General features: G+C 68.7%; 15 protein-coding genes, 2 tRNA genes and 1 pseudogene. 10 read left to right on the forward strand and 8 right to left on the reverse strand.

The window, feature by feature from the left end; genetic code table 11:
- Nucleotides 1-391: 391 nt before the first annotated feature.
- From gyrB to ACIBSW_RS36645, 6 genes are all read left to right on the forward strand, one after another.
- A complete protein-coding gene (gene gyrB, locus ACIBSW_RS36620) occupies nt 392-2,344 on the forward strand; it encodes a DNA topoisomerase (ATP-hydrolyzing) subunit B (RefSeq protein WP_354722603.1) in 1,953 nt (650 codons plus the stop codon).
- Between the two features lie 137 nt (nt 2,345-2,481).
- Nucleotides 2,482-4,992, forward strand: a complete 2,511-nt coding sequence (gene gyrA / locus ACIBSW_RS36625) for a DNA gyrase subunit A (protein ID WP_404799574.1) — start codon at nt 2,482-2,484, stop codon at nt 4,990-4,992.
- Between the two features lie 3 nt (nt 4,993-4,995).
- Nucleotides 4,996-5,895 carry a DUF3566 domain-containing protein gene (locus tag ACIBSW_RS36630; RefSeq protein WP_354722604.1) on the forward strand — a complete coding sequence of 300 codons (900 nt, stop codon included), beginning with the start codon at nt 4,996-4,998 and terminating at the stop codon, nt 5,893-5,895.
- 98 nt (nt 5,896-5,993) lie between these two features.
- Nucleotides 5,994-6,067 (forward strand) — tRNA-Ile (locus tag ACIBSW_RS36635).
- 41 nt (nt 6,068-6,108) lie between these two features.
- Nucleotides 6,109-6,237, forward strand: coding sequence for a DLW-39 family protein (locus ACIBSW_RS36640; protein ID WP_221478940.1), 129 nt, complete (start codon nt 6,109-6,111; stop codon nt 6,235-6,237).
- Between the two features lie 12 nt (nt 6,238-6,249).
- Nucleotides 6,250-6,322: transfer RNA gene (locus tag ACIBSW_RS36645), tRNA-Ala, on the forward strand.
- A 158-nt stretch (nt 6,323-6,480) separates the two neighbouring features.
- On the opposite strand, the gene ACIBSW_RS36650 is transcribed toward ACIBSW_RS36645, so the two are convergent.
- From ACIBSW_RS36650 to ACIBSW_RS36670, 5 genes and pseudogenes are all read right to left on the reverse strand, one after another.
- Nucleotides 6,481-7,011, reverse strand: a complete 531-nt coding sequence (locus ACIBSW_RS36650) for a GNAT family N-acetyltransferase (RefSeq protein ID WP_354722605.1) — start codon at nt 7,009-7,011, stop codon at nt 6,481-6,483.
- 321 nt (nt 7,012-7,332) lie between these two features.
- On the reverse strand, nt 7,333-7,578 hold the full coding sequence (locus tag ACIBSW_RS36655) for a helix-turn-helix transcriptional regulator (protein ID WP_354722606.1): 246 nt from the start codon (nt 7,576-7,578) through the stop codon (nt 7,333-7,335).
- Nucleotides 7,578-8,099: a hypothetical protein gene (locus ACIBSW_RS36660; RefSeq protein WP_354722607.1), complete on the reverse strand. Its 522-nt coding sequence runs from the start codon at nt 8,097-8,099 to the stop codon at nt 7,578-7,580. The genes ACIBSW_RS36655 and ACIBSW_RS36660 overlap by 1 nt, the downstream gene beginning before the upstream one ends.
- 308 nt (nt 8,100-8,407) lie before the next feature.
- Nucleotides 8,408-9,292: pseudogene (locus tag ACIBSW_RS36665) on the reverse strand (ADP-ribosylglycohydrolase family protein); the annotation flags it as partial.
- Nucleotides 9,293-9,397: 105 nt separating this feature from the next.
- Entirely contained in the window at nt 9,398-10,024 is a 627-nt protein-coding gene (locus ACIBSW_RS36670) for a LysE family translocator (RefSeq protein WP_354722608.1), read from the reverse strand.
- A 31-nt stretch (nt 10,025-10,055) separates the two neighbouring features.
- Between ACIBSW_RS36670 and ACIBSW_RS36675 the strand changes: the two genes are divergently transcribed.
- Nucleotides 10,056-10,568, forward strand: a complete 513-nt coding sequence (locus tag ACIBSW_RS36675; protein ID WP_354722609.1) for an Lrp/AsnC family transcriptional regulator — start codon at nt 10,056-10,058, stop codon at nt 10,566-10,568.
- Here ACIBSW_RS36675 and ACIBSW_RS36680 read toward each other — a convergent pair.
- The 3 genes from ACIBSW_RS36680 to ACIBSW_RS36690 form a co-directional block, all read right to left on the reverse strand.
- Nucleotides 10,547-10,867, reverse strand: coding sequence for a hypothetical protein (locus tag ACIBSW_RS36680; RefSeq protein WP_354722610.1), 321 nt, complete (start codon nt 10,865-10,867; stop codon nt 10,547-10,549). The genes ACIBSW_RS36675 and ACIBSW_RS36680 overlap by 22 nt on opposite strands.
- 69 nt (nt 10,868-10,936) lie before the next feature.
- On the reverse strand, nt 10,937-11,311 hold the full coding sequence (locus ACIBSW_RS36685; RefSeq protein ID WP_354722611.1) for a YciI family protein: 375 nt from the start codon (nt 11,309-11,311) through the stop codon (nt 10,937-10,939).
- A 531-nt stretch (nt 11,312-11,842) separates the two neighbouring features.
- Nucleotides 11,843-12,343 carry a GNAT family N-acetyltransferase gene (locus tag ACIBSW_RS36690; protein ID WP_354722612.1) on the reverse strand — a complete coding sequence of 167 codons (501 nt, stop codon included), beginning with the start codon at nt 12,341-12,343 and terminating at the stop codon, nt 11,843-11,845.
- A gap of 95 nt (nt 12,344-12,438) precedes the next feature.
- On the opposite strand from ACIBSW_RS36690, the gene ACIBSW_RS36695 reads away from it, so the two are divergent.
- From ACIBSW_RS36695 to ACIBSW_RS36705, 3 genes are all read left to right on the forward strand, one after another.
- Nucleotides 12,439-13,602, forward strand: coding sequence for a winged helix DNA-binding domain-containing protein (locus ACIBSW_RS36695; protein ID WP_354722613.1), 1,164 nt, complete (start codon nt 12,439-12,441; stop codon nt 13,600-13,602).
- A 106-nt stretch (nt 13,603-13,708) separates the two neighbouring features.
- Nucleotides 13,709-14,245 (forward strand): helix-turn-helix domain-containing protein, encoded by a 537-nt coding sequence (locus ACIBSW_RS36700; protein ID WP_354722645.1) that lies wholly within the window; start codon nt 13,709-13,711, stop codon nt 14,243-14,245.
- A 247-nt stretch (nt 14,246-14,492) separates the two neighbouring features.
- Nucleotides 14,493-14,894 carry an NUDIX hydrolase gene (locus tag ACIBSW_RS36705; protein WP_354722614.1) on the forward strand — a complete coding sequence of 134 codons (402 nt, stop codon included), beginning with the start codon at nt 14,493-14,495 and terminating at the stop codon, nt 14,892-14,894.
- Nucleotides 14,895-15,328: the final 434 nt, after the last annotated feature.

Consider the following 15,328-nt stretch of genomic DNA (forward strand, 5'->3'; position numbering starts at 1 on the left):
CGCCCGGGGCCGGGCGCCGAACGGTTCGCCGTTGCGGGGCGCCCGCATTCCGTGTAGGGGGACTCGTGGGTGCGCCCCTCAATCGCGCTACGGCAATCTGAGGTACCCGGAAGAGGGTGCCGGACCCTCTATATCTCGCTCGGACGGAGTAGAATCGGCGGTGACCGGGAAAGTCTCTCTCGTGGCGCTACAACGTCACGCTACGCGATTTTTCCAGCCGATCACGATCCGCGGGCTGACCGCGGCGACCGGCGCGCTCGGTTCCACCGGTGGTCCGCCTGAAAGCCGCGGCTCGTCGCCGGTGGTTCGCCCTGCCCGCCGGCCGTCGACGACTGCCCGCCAACCCCGTGTCCGGCCCGCGACGCGGGACGGTCCGAGAAAGTGGCCGAGGGTGGCAGAGAAGAAGCAGGAATACGGTGCCGAGTCAATCACCGTGCTCGAAGGCCTCGAGGCGGTCCGCAAGCGTCCGGGTATGTACATCGGTTCCACCGGCGAGCGGGGCCTGCACCACCTGGTCTGGGAGGTCGTGGACAACGCCGTCGACGAGGCGCTCGCGGGCCACTGCGACACCATCGACGTTGTCCTGCTGCCCGACGGTGGCGTCTCCGTCACCGACAACGGCCGCGGTTTCCCGGTCGACCTGCACCCCAAGCTCAAGAAGCCGGGTGTCGAGGTCGCGCTGACCGTCCTGCACGCGGGCGGCAAGTTCGACGGCAAGGCGTACGCGGTCTCCGGCGGTCTGCACGGCGTCGGCGTCTCGGTCGTCAACGCGCTGTCCACCCGGATGGCCGTGGAGATCCACAAGTCGGGCAACGTGTACCGGCAGAAGTACACCGCGTCCAAGCCCGGCCCGCTCGAGAAGGGCGAGGCCACCTCGACCACCGGCTCGAAGGTCCAGTTCTGGCCCGACCCGACGATCTTCGAGACCATCGAGTTCGACTGGCAGACGATCTACCGCCGGATCCAGGAGTACGCCTTCCTCAACAAGGCCCTCACGATCAACCTGGTCGACCGGCGCCCGGAGCACCTCGACGAGGAGGGCAAGCCCCGCGAGGTCACCTTCATGTACGAGAACGGCATCGCCGACTTCGTGCGCCACCTCAACAACACCAAGACGCCGATCCACAAGTCGGTGATCGAGTTCGAGACCGAGGCCAAGGAACAGGGCATGGCCGTCGAGGTCGCCATGCAGTGGAACGAGTCGTACGGCGAGTCGGTCTACACGTTCGCCAACACGATCAACACCCACGAGGGCGGCACGCACGAGGAGGGCTTCCGGGCCGCGCTGACGAGCATCGTCAACCGGTACGGCGCCGAGAAGAAGTTCCTCAAGAGCGACGAGAAGCTTTCGGGCGAGGACATCCGCGAGGGTCTCGCCGCGATCGTCTCGGTGAAGTTGGCCAACCCGCAGTTCGAGGGCCAGACGAAGACGAAGCTCGGCAACACGGACATGAAGGGCTTCGTCCAGAAGATCGCCAACGAGCAGATCGCGGACTGGTTCGACCGCAACCCCGCCGACGCGAAGCAGATCATCACCAAGGCCACCCAGGCGGCCCGGGCGCGCATCGCCGCGCAGCAGGCCCGCAAGCTGGCGCGGCGCAAGTCGCTGCTGGAGTCCGGCTCGATGCCGGGCAAGCTGGCCGACTGCCAGTCGACCGACCCGCGGGTGTCCGAGCTGTTCATCGTCGAGGGCGACTCGGCCGGCGGCTCGGCCAAGCAGGGCCGGGACAGCCAGATCCAGGCGATCCTGCCGATCCGCGGCAAGATCCTGAACGTCGAGAAGGCCCGGATCGACCGGGTGCTGAAGAACAACGAGGTCCAGTCGCTGATCACGGCGCTGGGCACCGGCATCCACGAAGACTTCGACATCGCCAAGCTGCGCTACCACAAGGTCGTGCTGATGGCCGACGCCGACGTCGACGGCCAGCACATCCAGACGCTGCTGCTCACCCTGCTGTTCCGCTTCATGCGGCCGCTGGTCGAGCAGGGCCACGTCTACCTGGCCGCGCCGCCGCTCTACAAGATCAAGTGGAACAAGCGCGGCGACGACGCGCAGTACGCCTACTCCGACCGGGAGCGGGACGGGCTGGTCGAGCTGCGCCAGCAGAAGAAGCCGAACGCGAAGCCCGACGACATCCAGCGGTTCAAGGGTCTCGGCGAGATGAACTTCCGGGAGCTGTGGGACACGACGATGGATCCGGCGACCCGCACGCTGCGCCAGGTGACCCTCGATGACGCCGCGACCGCGGACGAGCTGTTCAGCGTCCTGATGGGCGAGGACGTGGAGGCGCGGCGCTCCTTCATCCAGCGCAACGCCAAGGACGTGCGCTTCCTGGACATCTGACCTCCGGTGAGCGGCGTCGGGCGACGCCGCTCACCTCGGGTTATGCACAGCGATACACCGCTTTCCACAGCGTTATCCACAGAGAAATGCGTAGCTCGACGCCGTTTGTCGGGTTCGAACGTCAGTAAGGGTTAACTGTGACGGATACTCCCGAGATCCCCGCCGAGGAACCGCAGGACGAGCCCGGCGGCGGCGTGAGCCAGCGCGTAGAGCCGGTCGGCCTCGAGGTCGAGATGCAGCGGTCGTACCTCGACTACGCGATGAGCGTCATCGTCGGCCGGGCCCTGCCCGACGTGCGCGACGGCCTCAAGCCGGTGCACCGCAAGATCCTCTACGCGATGTACGACGCCGGCTTCCGGCCCGACCGCGGCTACGTCAAGTGCGCCCGCGTCGTCGGCGACGTCATGGGTAACTACCACCCGCACGGCGACTCCTCGATCTACGACGCCCTGGTCCGGATGGGCCAGCCCTGGTCGCTGCGCTACCCGCTGATCGACGGAAACGGCAACTTCGGCTCGCCGGGCAACGACCCGCCGGCCGCCATGCGGTACACCGAGTCGAAGCTCTCGCAGCTGGCGATGGACATGCTGCGCGACATCGACGAGGACACCGTCGACATGCAGGACAACTACGACGGCCGGACCAAGGAGCCGACGATCCTGCCGGCGCGCTTCCCCAACCTGCTCGTCAACGGCTCCGAGGGCATCGCCGTCGGCATGGCCACCAAGATCCCGCCGCACAACCTGCGGGAGATCGCCGCGGCCGTCCAGTGGTACCTGGACCACCCGGAGGCGGACGAGGCCACCACGCTCGAGGCGGTTCTCGAGATCGTCAAGGGGCCCGACTTCCCCACCCGGGGCCTGATCGTCGGTCAGCAGGCGATTCAGGACGCATACCGCACCGGCCGCGGCTCGATCCGGATGCGCGCCGTCGTGGAGGTCGAGGAGGACGCCCGGGGCCGGCCGTGCCTCGTGGTCACCGAGCTGCCGTACCAGGTGAACCCCGACAACCTCGCCGAGCGGGTCGCGGAGCTGGTCAAGGAGGGCAAGCTCACCGGCATTGCGGACATCCGGGACGAGTCGTCCGGGCGTACCGGAATGCGGTTGATCCTGGTCCTCAAGCGCGACGCCGTCGCGAAGGTCGTGCTGAACAACCTGTACAAGCACACGCAGCTGCAGGAGACGTTCGGCGCGAACATGCTGGCGCTGGTCGACGGCGTGCCCCGCACGCTGAACCTGGCCCAGTTCATCCGCTACTACGTCGATCACCAGATCGAGGTCATCCGCCGGCGCACCGCGTACCGGCTGCGCAAGGCCGAGGAGCGCGCGCACATCCTGCGCGGCCTGGTCAAGGCCCTCGACATGCTCGACGAGGTGATCGCCCTGATCCGGCGCTCGCCGACGGTCGAGGACTCGCGCCAGGGCCTGATGCAGCTGCTCGACGTCGACGAGATCCAGGCCACCGCGATCCTGGACATGCAGCTGCGGCGCCTGGCGGCGCTCGAGCGCCAGAAGATCATCGACGAGCTGGCCAGGATCGAGATCGAGATCGCCGACCTCAAGGACATCCTGGCCAAGCCGGAGCGCCAGCGGGCCATCGTCTCGGAGGAGCTGGCCGAGATCGTGTCCCGCTTCGGAGATGACCGAAAGACCCAGATCATCCCGTTTGACGGTGAGGTCTCCATGGAGGACCTCATCACGCGCGAGGACGTTGTGGTGACCATCACACGTACCGGTTACGCGAAGCGCACGAAGGTCGACCTGTACCGGTCGCAGCGGCGCGGCGGCAAGGGCGTGAGCGGGGCGTCCCTGCGCCAGGACGACATCGTCAGCCACTTCTTCGTCATCTCGACGCACTCCTGGATCTTGTTCTTCACGAACAAGGGGCGGGTCTACCGGGCCAAGGCGTACGAGCTGCCCGAGGCGAACCGGGTAGCGAAGGGCCAGCACGTCGCCAACCTGCTCGCCTTCCAGCCCGACGAGCACATCGCCCAGGTCATCCAGATCCCGAACTACCAGGTCGAGCCCTACCTTGTGCTGGCAACCAAGAATGGTCTCGTGAAGAAGACCCGCCTCGAAGAATTTGACTCCAACCGCAGCGGTGGCATCATCGCCATCAACCTGCGGGAGGATGACGAGTTGGTGGGTGCCACACTGGCCGCGCCGGAGAATGACCTGCTCCTGGTCTCGAAGCGGGCGCAGGCCATCCGGTTCAACGCCACCGACGAGGCGCTGCGCCCGATGGGCCGGGCTACCTCCGGTGTCATCGGCATGCGCTTCAGCGAGGACGACCAGCTCCTGGCGATGGAGGTGGTTCGTGAGGGCCTCGACGTTTTGGTCGCCACCGACGGCGGGTATGCGAAACGGACGCCGATCGAGGAGTATCCGGTGCAGGGCCGGGGCGGCAAGGGCGTGCTGACCGCCAAGATCACGGAGCGTCGTGGTGGGTTGGTCGGAGCGTTGGTGATCGACCCGGAGGATGAACTATTTGCCATCACCAGCAATGGTGGTGTCATCCGGACTCCCGTGAAGCCTGTACGGCGCACGCGGGATCGGAACACAATGGGGGTCAAGCTGATGGACCTCCCAGAAGGTGTAACCATCGTGGCGCTTGCTCGCAATGCCGACGAGCCTGACGAACAGGACTAGTTGATGCCGGAGACACAGGCGAAGTCGGGGGGCCCGGGATCCTCGGCAACTCCGGTCGAAGAGGGGTCGAAGACGGACGGCACCCCCTCGGCCGGCCGCGAGCCCGCCGGACGGGCGGCGGTACCCGCCGATGCCCCGACCCAACCGAAGTTCACCCGTGCGCCGGGCATGACCCCGCCGCCCGGTGAGCCGACCGCGGAGAAGACCGACGGGCAGACCGAGCCGAAGCGCCCCGCCGGTCCTGCCGGCCCCGCCGGCCCCTCGGTGGCGAAGGGTTCCGCCTCCGTGCCGATCGTCACGAAGGGCACGAGCGGCGGAACCGCCGCCCCGGGCCAGGCCGCACAGCCCGGGCGCCCGGGTGTCATACCGTCGGCCAAGCCCGGCGCGGGCCCCCAGCGTGCCGGTGAGGCGCCCAAGCGGCCCGCCGCCGCCACGGCCGTGAGCGGCTCGGCAGCAGTCGGCGCCGCCCGGGTGTCGGAGGCCGTCCGCTCCGCCCGCTCGGCGGTCAGCTCGGCCGCGGCCCGCGGCCCGCGCCGCGCCCGGCTGAACCTCAAGCGGATCGACCCGTGGTCCGTGATGAAGTTCGCCTTCGCCGTGTCGGTGGTCCTGTTCATCGTCGTGGTCGTCGCCACCTCGGTGCTCTACCTGTCGCTGGACGCCATGGGCGTCTGGCAGGAGGTCAACACCAGCCTGCAGAGCCTGGTGAACGCCAGCGGCGGCACCGACGGCGCTGCCGACGGCGGCTTCCGCATCACGGCGTGGGGCGTCATCGGCACCTCGATGCTGATCGGCGCGGTCAACGTGGTGCTCTTCACCGCGCTGGCCACGCTGGGCGCCTTCATCTACAACGTCTGCGCGGACCTGGTCGGCGGCATCGAGCTGACGCTCGCCGAGCGGGACTGACCCCGAGACTCCCGGTTGCGGCCGCCGTGCCAGACACGGCGGCCGCCCCCAATTTGGGGGACCGAGACGGGATACGGTAATCTTCGGATCGCTGTCACGGGGCTATAGCTCAGTCGGTTAGAGCGCAGAGCTGATAACTCTGAGGTCGCTGGTTCGATTCCAGCTAGCCCCACCGTGCACATCCTCAGCCGCAGATTTTGAGGGGATCCAGACATGCTGAAGAAGCTCCTGATCCTTACCGCGGTCGTCGGCGCGGCCGCCCTGATCGTCAAGAAGGTCAAGGCGTCCAGCGACGAGCGCGCCCTGTGGCACGAGGCGACGACGTCGCCCGATCTGCGCTAGCAATACCCACCGGGGGCCCTAGCTCAACTGGCAGAGCACCGCCTTTGCAAGGCGGGGGTTAGGGGTTCAAGTCCCCTGGGCTCCACTTTCCACGCCTCTCACCAGGCAAAACGCAAAGCCAAGATCGTTGGGGACACTTCCGGGACACATCACGGAATGTCCCAGCGGCTGGCAGCGGCTGGTTAGAGCGCGTCTCCGACGATCCCGCGGCGCGGCCCGAAGTGCACGTGCGACGCAGATCCGCTACGTACGAAGATGGACGCGGCGCTCCCGAATCACGTCCGTACCTGTCTCGCCGGGCGCCTCCGGTTCGCTTTCTACGCGACCAACCTCGACGAATCCGGCCTTGACCGCCACGGCGGCCGAGGCCGCGTTCGCCATGTCGTGACGAATTGCCACGCGCTCGATGCCCGGCAGCGCGAGCGCCACGCGGGTCACTGCCTCGACGGCCGCGGTCATGTAGCCACGCCCGGTGTACGCCGTGCGCATCCAGTAACCGATCTCGAGCACGCCAGGCCCCATCCGGGTCATCAGGTCGACGCCGCCGACGAGCTCACCCGCCCCGGCGAAGATGCCGTAATTGAACGCAGAGCCCTTGTCCCAGTTCTCCATCGCCCTCTCGATGGCGGTACGGGATGTCTCGGCGTCGTACGCATCGGAGGCCCATGACAGGAAGGGCTTCAGTTCCGGCAGTGACTCGCGGACAGCGGCTGTAGCAGCGTCTGCCCAGGCATGCTCCCATCGCCGGAGTACGACTTCGCCAGCGTCGATCACCTCTGGCGGTCTCATGACCGGACAGCCTGCCGGTCGGGCGACACCGCGGCAATCCAATTCGGTTTGGTCAGGCCCTCACGGCAGAGAGCACAGGCAGCGCCTCCGGGCCGACGCGGCGGTCCGCACCGGCGGCGACGAGTATCGGCCGGCTTCCTCCGGCGGGATCGCTCAGGCTTCTGGGATGGTGGCGCGATCCCGCCCACCGTCGACCCAGGCTCGCTCCGCGGTGTGCGGGTCGACGGCGGACGGGATGGCAAAGCGGTAGTAGCGACGTGAATCGCCACTCGTCTGAGCTTCGGTCACCCCCGTGGCACCGCGGGCTCAGGACGTTGAGGGTCCCCACAGGTGCTCGACTGTCGTCCCGAGCGCCCTGGCAACCTTTATGGCTAGGTAGACCGAAGGCGCGTAGTCCCCGGTTTCCATGGAGATAATCGTCTGTCGGCTGACCTGGACTGCTGTTGCGAGATCCTGCTGAGTGAGGCTGGCGGCACGTCTGGTCTGACGGATGAGATCGCCGGTGATTCCGTCATGTGTGCTAGACCGCACTGGACCGGAAGGTGGGGCCATTACTCGACGTCTCCGGCCGCGGCGTAGGCGGCGTCGCGACGACGGCGGCGGACGGTCCTGAAACGCAGAATGAGAATGCCGACGACGGCTCCGACCAGAATCCCAACGCCGGCGCCGATGAAGGTAGCGGAGTCGACGATGAAGTACATCGCACCAACGGCGAACAGCAGGTAGGGCAGCGTATGCAGCACGGTGAGGATGACACGCTTCCTGGACCAGATCGTCGGCGTGGTCTCGATGCGGCGCCGTTGAACGTATGACCCGGTAATCAGAACCGGCAAATAGAGCGCGGCTAGAACTGCCGCCAACGGCGTGACCGCGTCGCGCCCCTGACTCCACACCATGACCGCAGCGACCCACGGCACTGCCAGCCATTGGATGGAGGCCGCCACCGCGATGCCCTCGTACCAGTGCAGCCGTTCACGCTCGTCGCCGTAAAGATCGCCATCAGGGTCGAGGGCCCAGCGAGCGATTCGGTCGATGCTGGTGGTACGCCCTCTCGGCGTCGCGGTCGTCGGCATGGACGCATCTTGATGTAAAGTTATCTTGACGTCAAGTCTACTTGGCATGGCGGCATGGAAGGTTGCACTGGGGCGCTGCCTGGCAGGCGGGAGAGGTGACCCCAGCTTGACTCCAACCGCTCGCTCCAACCGGCCCTCGTGGGCGCGACCTTTGAGACTTTGTTGCGTGGGACCCTCCTCATTCCATGATCACGCCTTGGGGTTCAGGTCCCCAGGGCTCCACTGATATGGCCGCTGACCTGCGGCGCAGCGGGCAGCAAGATCGCTGGGACCGCATCGGATGCGCGACACGTGTTTAGGTCGCGGCCCCACGGCGGTAGCGGCTCGCGTGCGGTGAGCCAGGACGAGGGAATGCCGCCTGGGCCGGTGCCGGTGTAGGCGGCGACGATGCCACCGACGATGGAGGCGGTGGTGTCCACGTCACCGCCGGCCTCGATACAAGCCAAGATCGCCGCGGGGTAGTCGTGCAGGAAAGTGGCCGCCACCCACAGCGTGAAGGGCACGGTGTCCTGCGCCAGCACCCGCGCTCCGTTGCCCAGCTCGTAGGCGGCCTCGGCCACGCTGGCACCGAGAAGGACGACAGCCCGCCGGATGCCCGCTCTGACACGACTCTCGACGAGGTGCTCCAGTACCACCTGCAGTAGTGCCTCCGGCTCAGGCCGGTGATCCATTCGTCGAGCGTGACCTGCTTCGGCAGCGGCCACGGCCACTGCTACAGCTCCGAGCACAGCCTCGGCGTGGGCGTGGGTTACTTCGGCCGAGCGCATCGCGCGCAATGCCGCGGCCCGGGTGTCGCCGGCGTAGAAGGCGCCCAGGGGCGCCACGCGCATGGCTGCGCCGTTGCCCATGGAACCCTGGCCGTCGAAGGCGGAGCGTGCCACTTGCCGCCAGTCAGCTCCCTCACGGATCTGGCGCAGGATGACGACCGCGCCCCCGCCGTAGCCGCGGTATGGCTCGTACCGCTGCGCGAAGGCGGCGGCCAGGTGGTCGGGGTCGATGTCGCCGCGAGCCTGCAGCTCGCTGACGACGGTGCAGGCCATCTCGGTGTCATCGGTCCAGGGCCACGGGCCGCGAGGAGGGCGACCGGCCACCAGCTCGGTATAAGAAGTGCCTGGAACGAAGAACTGCGCACCCAATGCATCGCCCACTGACAACCCGTCCAAGCTGTCGCGGCAAAGATCAACGGTATTCATGAAGGCCCCATCATGCCAAGCGGCCGGCCCAGACGGCATCAGCCAGCCGGGCGAGGCTGCCGATTACAGAGGTCCCTACAGGACTGTCGGCCGCAGTCTGAACGCTTAGGGGGCGGTTTCGACGAGCCGCTCGATGAGTAGGACTGCGCCGACGAGGATCATGGCGGTGCCGGCGATTCTGATGGTGACCTGGGCCAGGCGGGGGCGTGTGCCGAGGACGCGGTCGGCTGCGTAGCCCAGCGGTAGGTAGAACAGGGCGGTGATCAGGATGAAGACACCGCCGAGGGTGGCGAACTGCGTCGGCAGGGGCCAGCCGCCCGGGGTCCGGGTGAACTGCGGCAGGATCGACAGGAAGATCAGAATCCCTTTGGGGTTGAGCGCGCTGACGCCGATGCCTCGGGCGAAGTAGCGGCTCGGCGATGCCGTCGGTGCGGCGTCGGCCTGTTCGATGCGCCCCGGGCTGCGCACGACGCGGATGCCGAGATAGGTGAGGTAGCCGGCTCCGGCGACGGTGAGTGTGGTCAGGGCCGGCGGGACCGTGGCGACCAGTTGGCCGACACCGACGACGAGAAGAGCGGTGATGAGGGCGTAGCCGGCCATGACGCCGGCGACGGCGGGGATCACCACGTGGTCGCGGGCTCCGGCGGCGAGCACATATGCCCAGTCCGGGCCTGGCACCACGATGAGGGTGAGGGCTATCGCCGCGAACCCGAGTACGACGGTGACTTCCACGGAAGGAAGCGTAGCTATTCAGTGACAGAATGTGCTTCTCGGTTTTGCGCTGTCAAAGGCAAGCTGTGGAAAGATTGTGGATATGGACGCGTTGGATCGGAAGATTCTTGCGGAGCTGCAGGTTGACGGCCGGCTGAGTCTGACCGACCTGGCGTCACGGGTCGGATTGACGGTCTCTCCGGCGCATCGCCGGGTCCGGGACCTGGAGGCCTCCGGCGCGATCGTGGGATACCGGGCGGTCGTCGATCCGAAGGTCCTCGGCTTGGGGTTCGAGGCCCTGGTCTTCGTCACGATGAAGCAGGAGGACCGCGCCACCCTGCTGGGCTTCGAAGCGGCCGCCGCCGCGATTCCGAACGTCCTGCTCGCCCAGCGCCTGTTCGGCGACCCCGACTACCTGCTCCGCGTACGCACCACCGACCTGGACGCCTACGCGCAACTGGAGGACGACGTGCTGTCGACGTTGCCCGGTGTCATGCGCCTCAACTCCACCCTCGTGATGAAGAGCTTCGTGACCGACCGCCCCTACCCGACCGACCTCGCCTGACACCCACCGTCAAAGAAGTCAGCAATCAGGCCACCTTGCCGGTACGCCGTTTCGGGGATCGTCGTCGACCACGGCGTTTCGCATTGGGGCTTGAAGTACTTCTGGCAGGCGGTGCCCTCGCCGAATCCGATCGACCAGCCGATTGAGTACGCCGTGCCGCTGTCGGTGTCCGCCTCGAAGCGGATGCCCCGGGTGCTGTCTGTGTCACTGCCGCGGACGACGAAGGAGATAGATCGCCGGCCGGGATCGACGGGCCTGGGTTCGACAGGGAGGCCGAGGGCACCGCCAGGATCGATCATCGCGGCGGCAAGTTAGGCGGCGGGACCAGGAGTCGGATCAAGCTCGGTCCCGGGTCACCGGCCTGCGTGTCATCGTGGGGTGTCTGCCTCGCTGAGCAGGGCTTCCAGTTCGGGGTCGGCCCCGAGCGCGCGGACCTCTTGCGCGCAGCGGCAGGCGGCGGCGATCTTCGCGGCCCAGGTCAGGGCCTCCTCGCGCGTGGCGACGTCGACGATCACGAGACCGCCGATGACCTCCTTGGTCTCCGGGTATGGGCCGTCGGAGACCACCCCGTCACTGGTCACGACGCTTGCCCGCTGGCGCTGGAGTCCGCCGCCGAACACGAACACGCCGGCGGTCTCGGCGTCCTGGCACACCGCCTGCGCGGCCTTGCCCACCTCGGGCAGATCCTCGGCGGAGATGTGGTCCATCGCGCCTTCGTTGAACGAGATCAGGTACTGCGTCATCCCATCGCTCCCTTGTCCCGGCGGCGTCGCTCTGCCGCCTCCCACCTGTCCTACGAACGGCTCGCCACCGATCCGACGTTATGCCAGAACGATTCTCACGGGATTTCGGCCGGCAGGTGGTGCCGCCGGGCGGTCGGAGTGTGATGCGTCGGTAACTCGGGCTGTGTCGACGATGCGCTCCTGCGGCGCGTCCACCAGCTCGGCGGCGGCCAGAAGATCAGATCTCCTACCCGGGGTGCTGAACGTTGGTCGTCACAGGAGGCGGAAGTAGTAGTCCGGGGCGGCGAGGATCCGGCGAACGATCTCGACCAGCTCGTCGCGGGTGATGTCGGGGACCCTCGGCCGCGAAGGGCGGGCCGCTACGAGTGCGAAATCCTCGACATCGCGAGATTCCCTGTGCGTAAGGAAGTGCTGTAGGAGTGGCCGGTTCGCCGCACTCGAGGAGTCGGGCGATGGCGCCGAACTGCGTAACGCGCTCCGCGGAAACGGCCGGCGGGCAGAGTCCGGGGCGCAGCTCCATCGGGCCCCTTGTCAGGGCCCCGGCCGGGCGGGGGTAAGAGCGCGGACAAACCGCAGGCAGGGTTGCCCGCCGAGCACCACCTCGCCGACCGCGGCGAATCCGGTACGCCGCAGCACGCCGAGCGAGCCCGCATTGTCCAGCGCCGCGGAGGCGACAAGCGTATGCAGGCCGTAGTCGTCCGCGGCCAGTTCGATGACCCGGCGAACGCCGTCGGTCGCCACGCCACGGCCCGTCGCGCGCTCGGCCACCCGGAAGCCGAGTTCGGCGCTGCCGTCGGCGACGTCGACGAGGTTGAACCGGCCGAGCACGGCGCCGCGCCCGTCGACCAGGACATGCATATGGATCAGGCCGGTGGCCTGCTCCGCGAGCAGGTCCGCGTGGCGCGCGGCGAAGCCGGCGAAGTAGTCGTCGCCTCGGTCCGGCACCGAGCGCGCGAAGAACACCCTGTTCTCCCGCTCGAAGCGCAGCAGCGCGGCGGCGTGCCGCTCGTGGAGCCGCTCGAGGCTGGTCATCGGGCGACCCTAGACGGCGGCCCCGGCGCGGGTCGATCGCGATTCGGCCGTACGCCGCGGCCCGCCGCCGCCACCCGCGGCGTACGGTGACTGAAGTGCGGCTGACCTGGGAAGAAGTGTCCACGCGGCGGCTGGCCCGGCATCACCTCACGGACGGCGACCGGGCCGGCGACTCGGCCGCGGCCGCCGCCGGCGCGCTCGGGATCCACGCACAGGTCATGTCCGCCGCCGAGGTGTCGATCGGCATCCGGACCGGCGGCGTGACCCGGGCCGGCGTGCGCGGCGCGCTCTGGGCGGAGGCCGCCGGTTGTTCCTTGGTCAAATCGCGCGGTCCACGCGGGACGGTGCACCTGCTGGCCGCCGCGGATCTCCCGATGTGGACGGGCGCGCTCCAAGCCGTGCCGAGCGGCCCGAGCCCTTTCGCGCCCGAGGTGCGAATGACCGGCGCCCAGACCGACCAGGTGGTCGCCGCGATCTCCGACGCCGTCGCGGCCGCGGACGCCCCGTTGACCGTCGACGAGCTGACCACGGCGATCGTGGAGCGTGCCGGGCCCTGGGCCGGCGATCGTGTCATGCCGGCGTTTCAGGACCTGTGGCCGCGCTGGCGGCAGGCCGAGGCCGTGGCGATGCACCGCGGCGCCATGTGCTTCGGGCCGGACCGCGCGCGCCGGGCCACGTACCTGAGTCCCGCGCGCCGGATCGCCGGCTTCCGGCCGGCGCCCGCCGATGAGGCGCTCGCGGCACTGGTCACCCGGTACCTGCGGGCATACGGGCCGGCGACACCGGCACACTTCGCGCGCTGGCTGGCCGCCTCGCCCGCCTGGGCGGCGGGGCTCTTCACCCGCTTCGCGGGTCTCATCGAGCCGGTCGACTTCGACGGCGTCGAGGCCTGGGTCGCCCTGGGCGACACCGCGTTCGAGGATTGCCGGTACGGCGGGCTCCGGCTGTTGCCGTACTTCGACGCGTACCTGATCGGGTGTACGCCCCGGGCGACCCTGTTCCCCGGCCGGGCCGCCGAGCGGGCGTTGACCAACGGCCAGGCGGGCAACGTGCCGGCGCTGCTGGTCGACGGGGTTGTCGCGGGCGTCTGGCATCAGCGCAGGTCGGGCCGCCGGATCGCGGTGACGGTCGAGCCGTTCGCGCCGCTGAACGGGCGGCTGCTGCGGCTGCTGGAGGCCGAGGCCGACCGGGTCGCCGAGATCCTGGAGGGCCGGGCGGAGCTGACCGTCGGTCCCGTCGCGGTGGGTCCGCACGCGTGAGTGGACGGCCCGGCCGGGTGATCTCCGCTAAGCCATGATGAAAGAGTCAAGAGCCGTTCGGTTGTTGCGTCGGCGTCCGGCGGAACGCCAATATCCACGTGTGACGATGCGCAACCGAGAGCTGCTGACGACCGGCGAGGCCGCCGTGTTGTTGCGCTCGTCGCGGGCGCACGTCGCCGACCTCTGCCTGCGCGGGCTGCTGCCGTACGTGACGATCGAACGGCAGCGGCGCATCCGCCGCAGCGACGTCGAGGCGCTGATCCGTCCGAAAATGAACAGGGAGCAGCAGGAGAAGCTGTGGCTGCACCGGGCGGTCGCGGGCCGGCTGGTCCGGGACCCGCGGGCGGTGCTGGCGGCGGCCGAGATCAACCTGCGGCGGCTGCGGCGGATGCATCCGGAGGGCCGGGCCTGGGAGTGGCTCGACCGTTGGGACGCGGTGCTCGACGAGGGGATCGAGGCGGTGCTCGAGGCGCTCACGTCGTCCGCCGCCTTCGCGGTCGACCTGCGGGAGACCTCGCCCTTCGCCGGAATTCTCCCGGAGCGGGAGCGCGTCGCGGTGTTGAAGGCACTCGCTGACAGCCGGCGCGACCACGCACGCCCGATGCGCCCGGAAAGTTTCGAGCGGGTGCTACGCAGCGTCTAGCGGATCATGACGGTCCGTGGCAGGCTCAGTCTCCGTCTCGCCGGTGCCTGCGGAGCCGAGGCGGTGCGGTGCGCGCGCAGGGCGACCAGCGCCCGCACCCGCCGGTCGCGCGAAAACCGGTGGCGCACCGCTCGGCCGGGCGTCGGTGGTGGGCTGGGGCCGCGGTTCGGCGGCGGGGTTTCATGTTTCTTGCTGTCGTGGGTTCCCCGTGACCTTGCGGACACGGTGAGGCAGCTAGCCTGCATTCGTGAGTGGACGGAAGCGAGCCGCGGCCATCATCGTGCGGGACGGCCGGGTATTGATGGTGCACGAGCGGAGCCTGCGCGACGGCAACCGCGAATGGTGGACGCTGCCCGGCGGGGGCATCGACCCCGGCGAGACACCGGAGGACGCCGTCCGGCGCGAGGTGCTCGAGGAGGTCGGCCTGGTGGTGAAGGAGGCACGCTTCGTGCTGGACACCCCGTACCCGTCGGGGATGACCTCGGTGTTCGCGGTGACGGTCGCCGACGGGGAGCCGCAGCTCGGGCCGCACGTCGGCGGGCCGCTGCCGGTCGCCCTCGCCTGGGTGCCGCTGCCGGAGGTGAGCCCGGACGGGCCGGGCGTTCCGATCCCGCCGATAATCGTCGCCCTGCCTCTCGTCGAGGACTGAGGACGCCTCGCGGATCACGACGCCCGCGACCTGCCCGGCTCCAGCTTCCCCGAGGTGAAGGAGCGACCCCGAGGAGTTCGAACTGGCGGTTGGCGCCCTGATGACTGCCTACGGACGGCGGGACGCGTTCAAGGACGTGGACCACCATGTCGCCCGCCGGAGCGAGGAGGTCGTCGAGCCCGTCCGGGCGCCATCGAACAAGAGCGTGACCGACTCGCAGAGACGCTCAGCGAGAGGTGGGGCCGGCCGAGCAGGGCAACCTCTCCTGGCGCGAAGGCCCCGCCGACGAGGCGGTTGCCGGGGCGGTCGACCTTCTTTCGCAGCCAGACGAGCGAGATGCTGGCGTGGAGCTGCCCCGAGCACGGCCGATGGGTGTCGTTGGCCGTCATCCAAGTCGACCCGGAGCTTGTTTTCGAGTTGTTCGTGGCGGTAGG

The sequence above is a fragment of the Actinoplanes sp. NPDC049668 genome (assembly GCF_044465445.1).
Taxonomy (GTDB): Bacteria; Actinomycetota; Actinomycetes; order Mycobacteriales; family Micromonosporaceae; genus Actinoplanes.

Coding starts and splice junctions, on each gene's coding strand:
- ACIBSW_RS36700 (WP_354722645.1), top strand. CDS start 13,709: ATGCGCAACCGAGAGCTGCTGACGACCGGCGAGGCCGCCGTGTTGTTG.
- ACIBSW_RS36655 (WP_354722606.1), bottom strand. CDS start 7,578: ATGGCCCCACCTTCCGGTCCAGTGCGGTCTAGCACACATGACGGAATC.
- ACIBSW_RS36630 (WP_354722604.1), top strand. CDS start 4,996: ATGCCGGAGACACAGGCGAAGTCGGGGGGCCCGGGATCCTCGGCAACT.
- ACIBSW_RS36690 (WP_354722612.1), bottom strand. CDS start 12,343: ATGACCAGCCTCGAGCGGCTCCACGAGCGGCACGCCGCCGCGCTGCTG.
- ACIBSW_RS36680 (WP_354722610.1), bottom strand. CDS start 10,867: ATGATCGATCCTGGCGGTGCCCTCGGCCTCCCTGTCGAACCCAGGCCC.
- ACIBSW_RS36685 (WP_354722611.1), bottom strand. CDS start 11,311: ATGACGCAGTACCTGATCTCGTTCAACGAAGGCGCGATGGACCACATC.
- ACIBSW_RS36660 (WP_354722607.1), bottom strand. CDS start 8,099: ATGCCGACGACCGCGACGCCGAGAGGGCGTACCACCAGCATCGACCGA.
- ACIBSW_RS36640 (WP_221478940.1), top strand. CDS start 6,109: ATGCTGAAGAAGCTCCTGATCCTTACCGCGGTCGTCGGCGCGGCCGCC.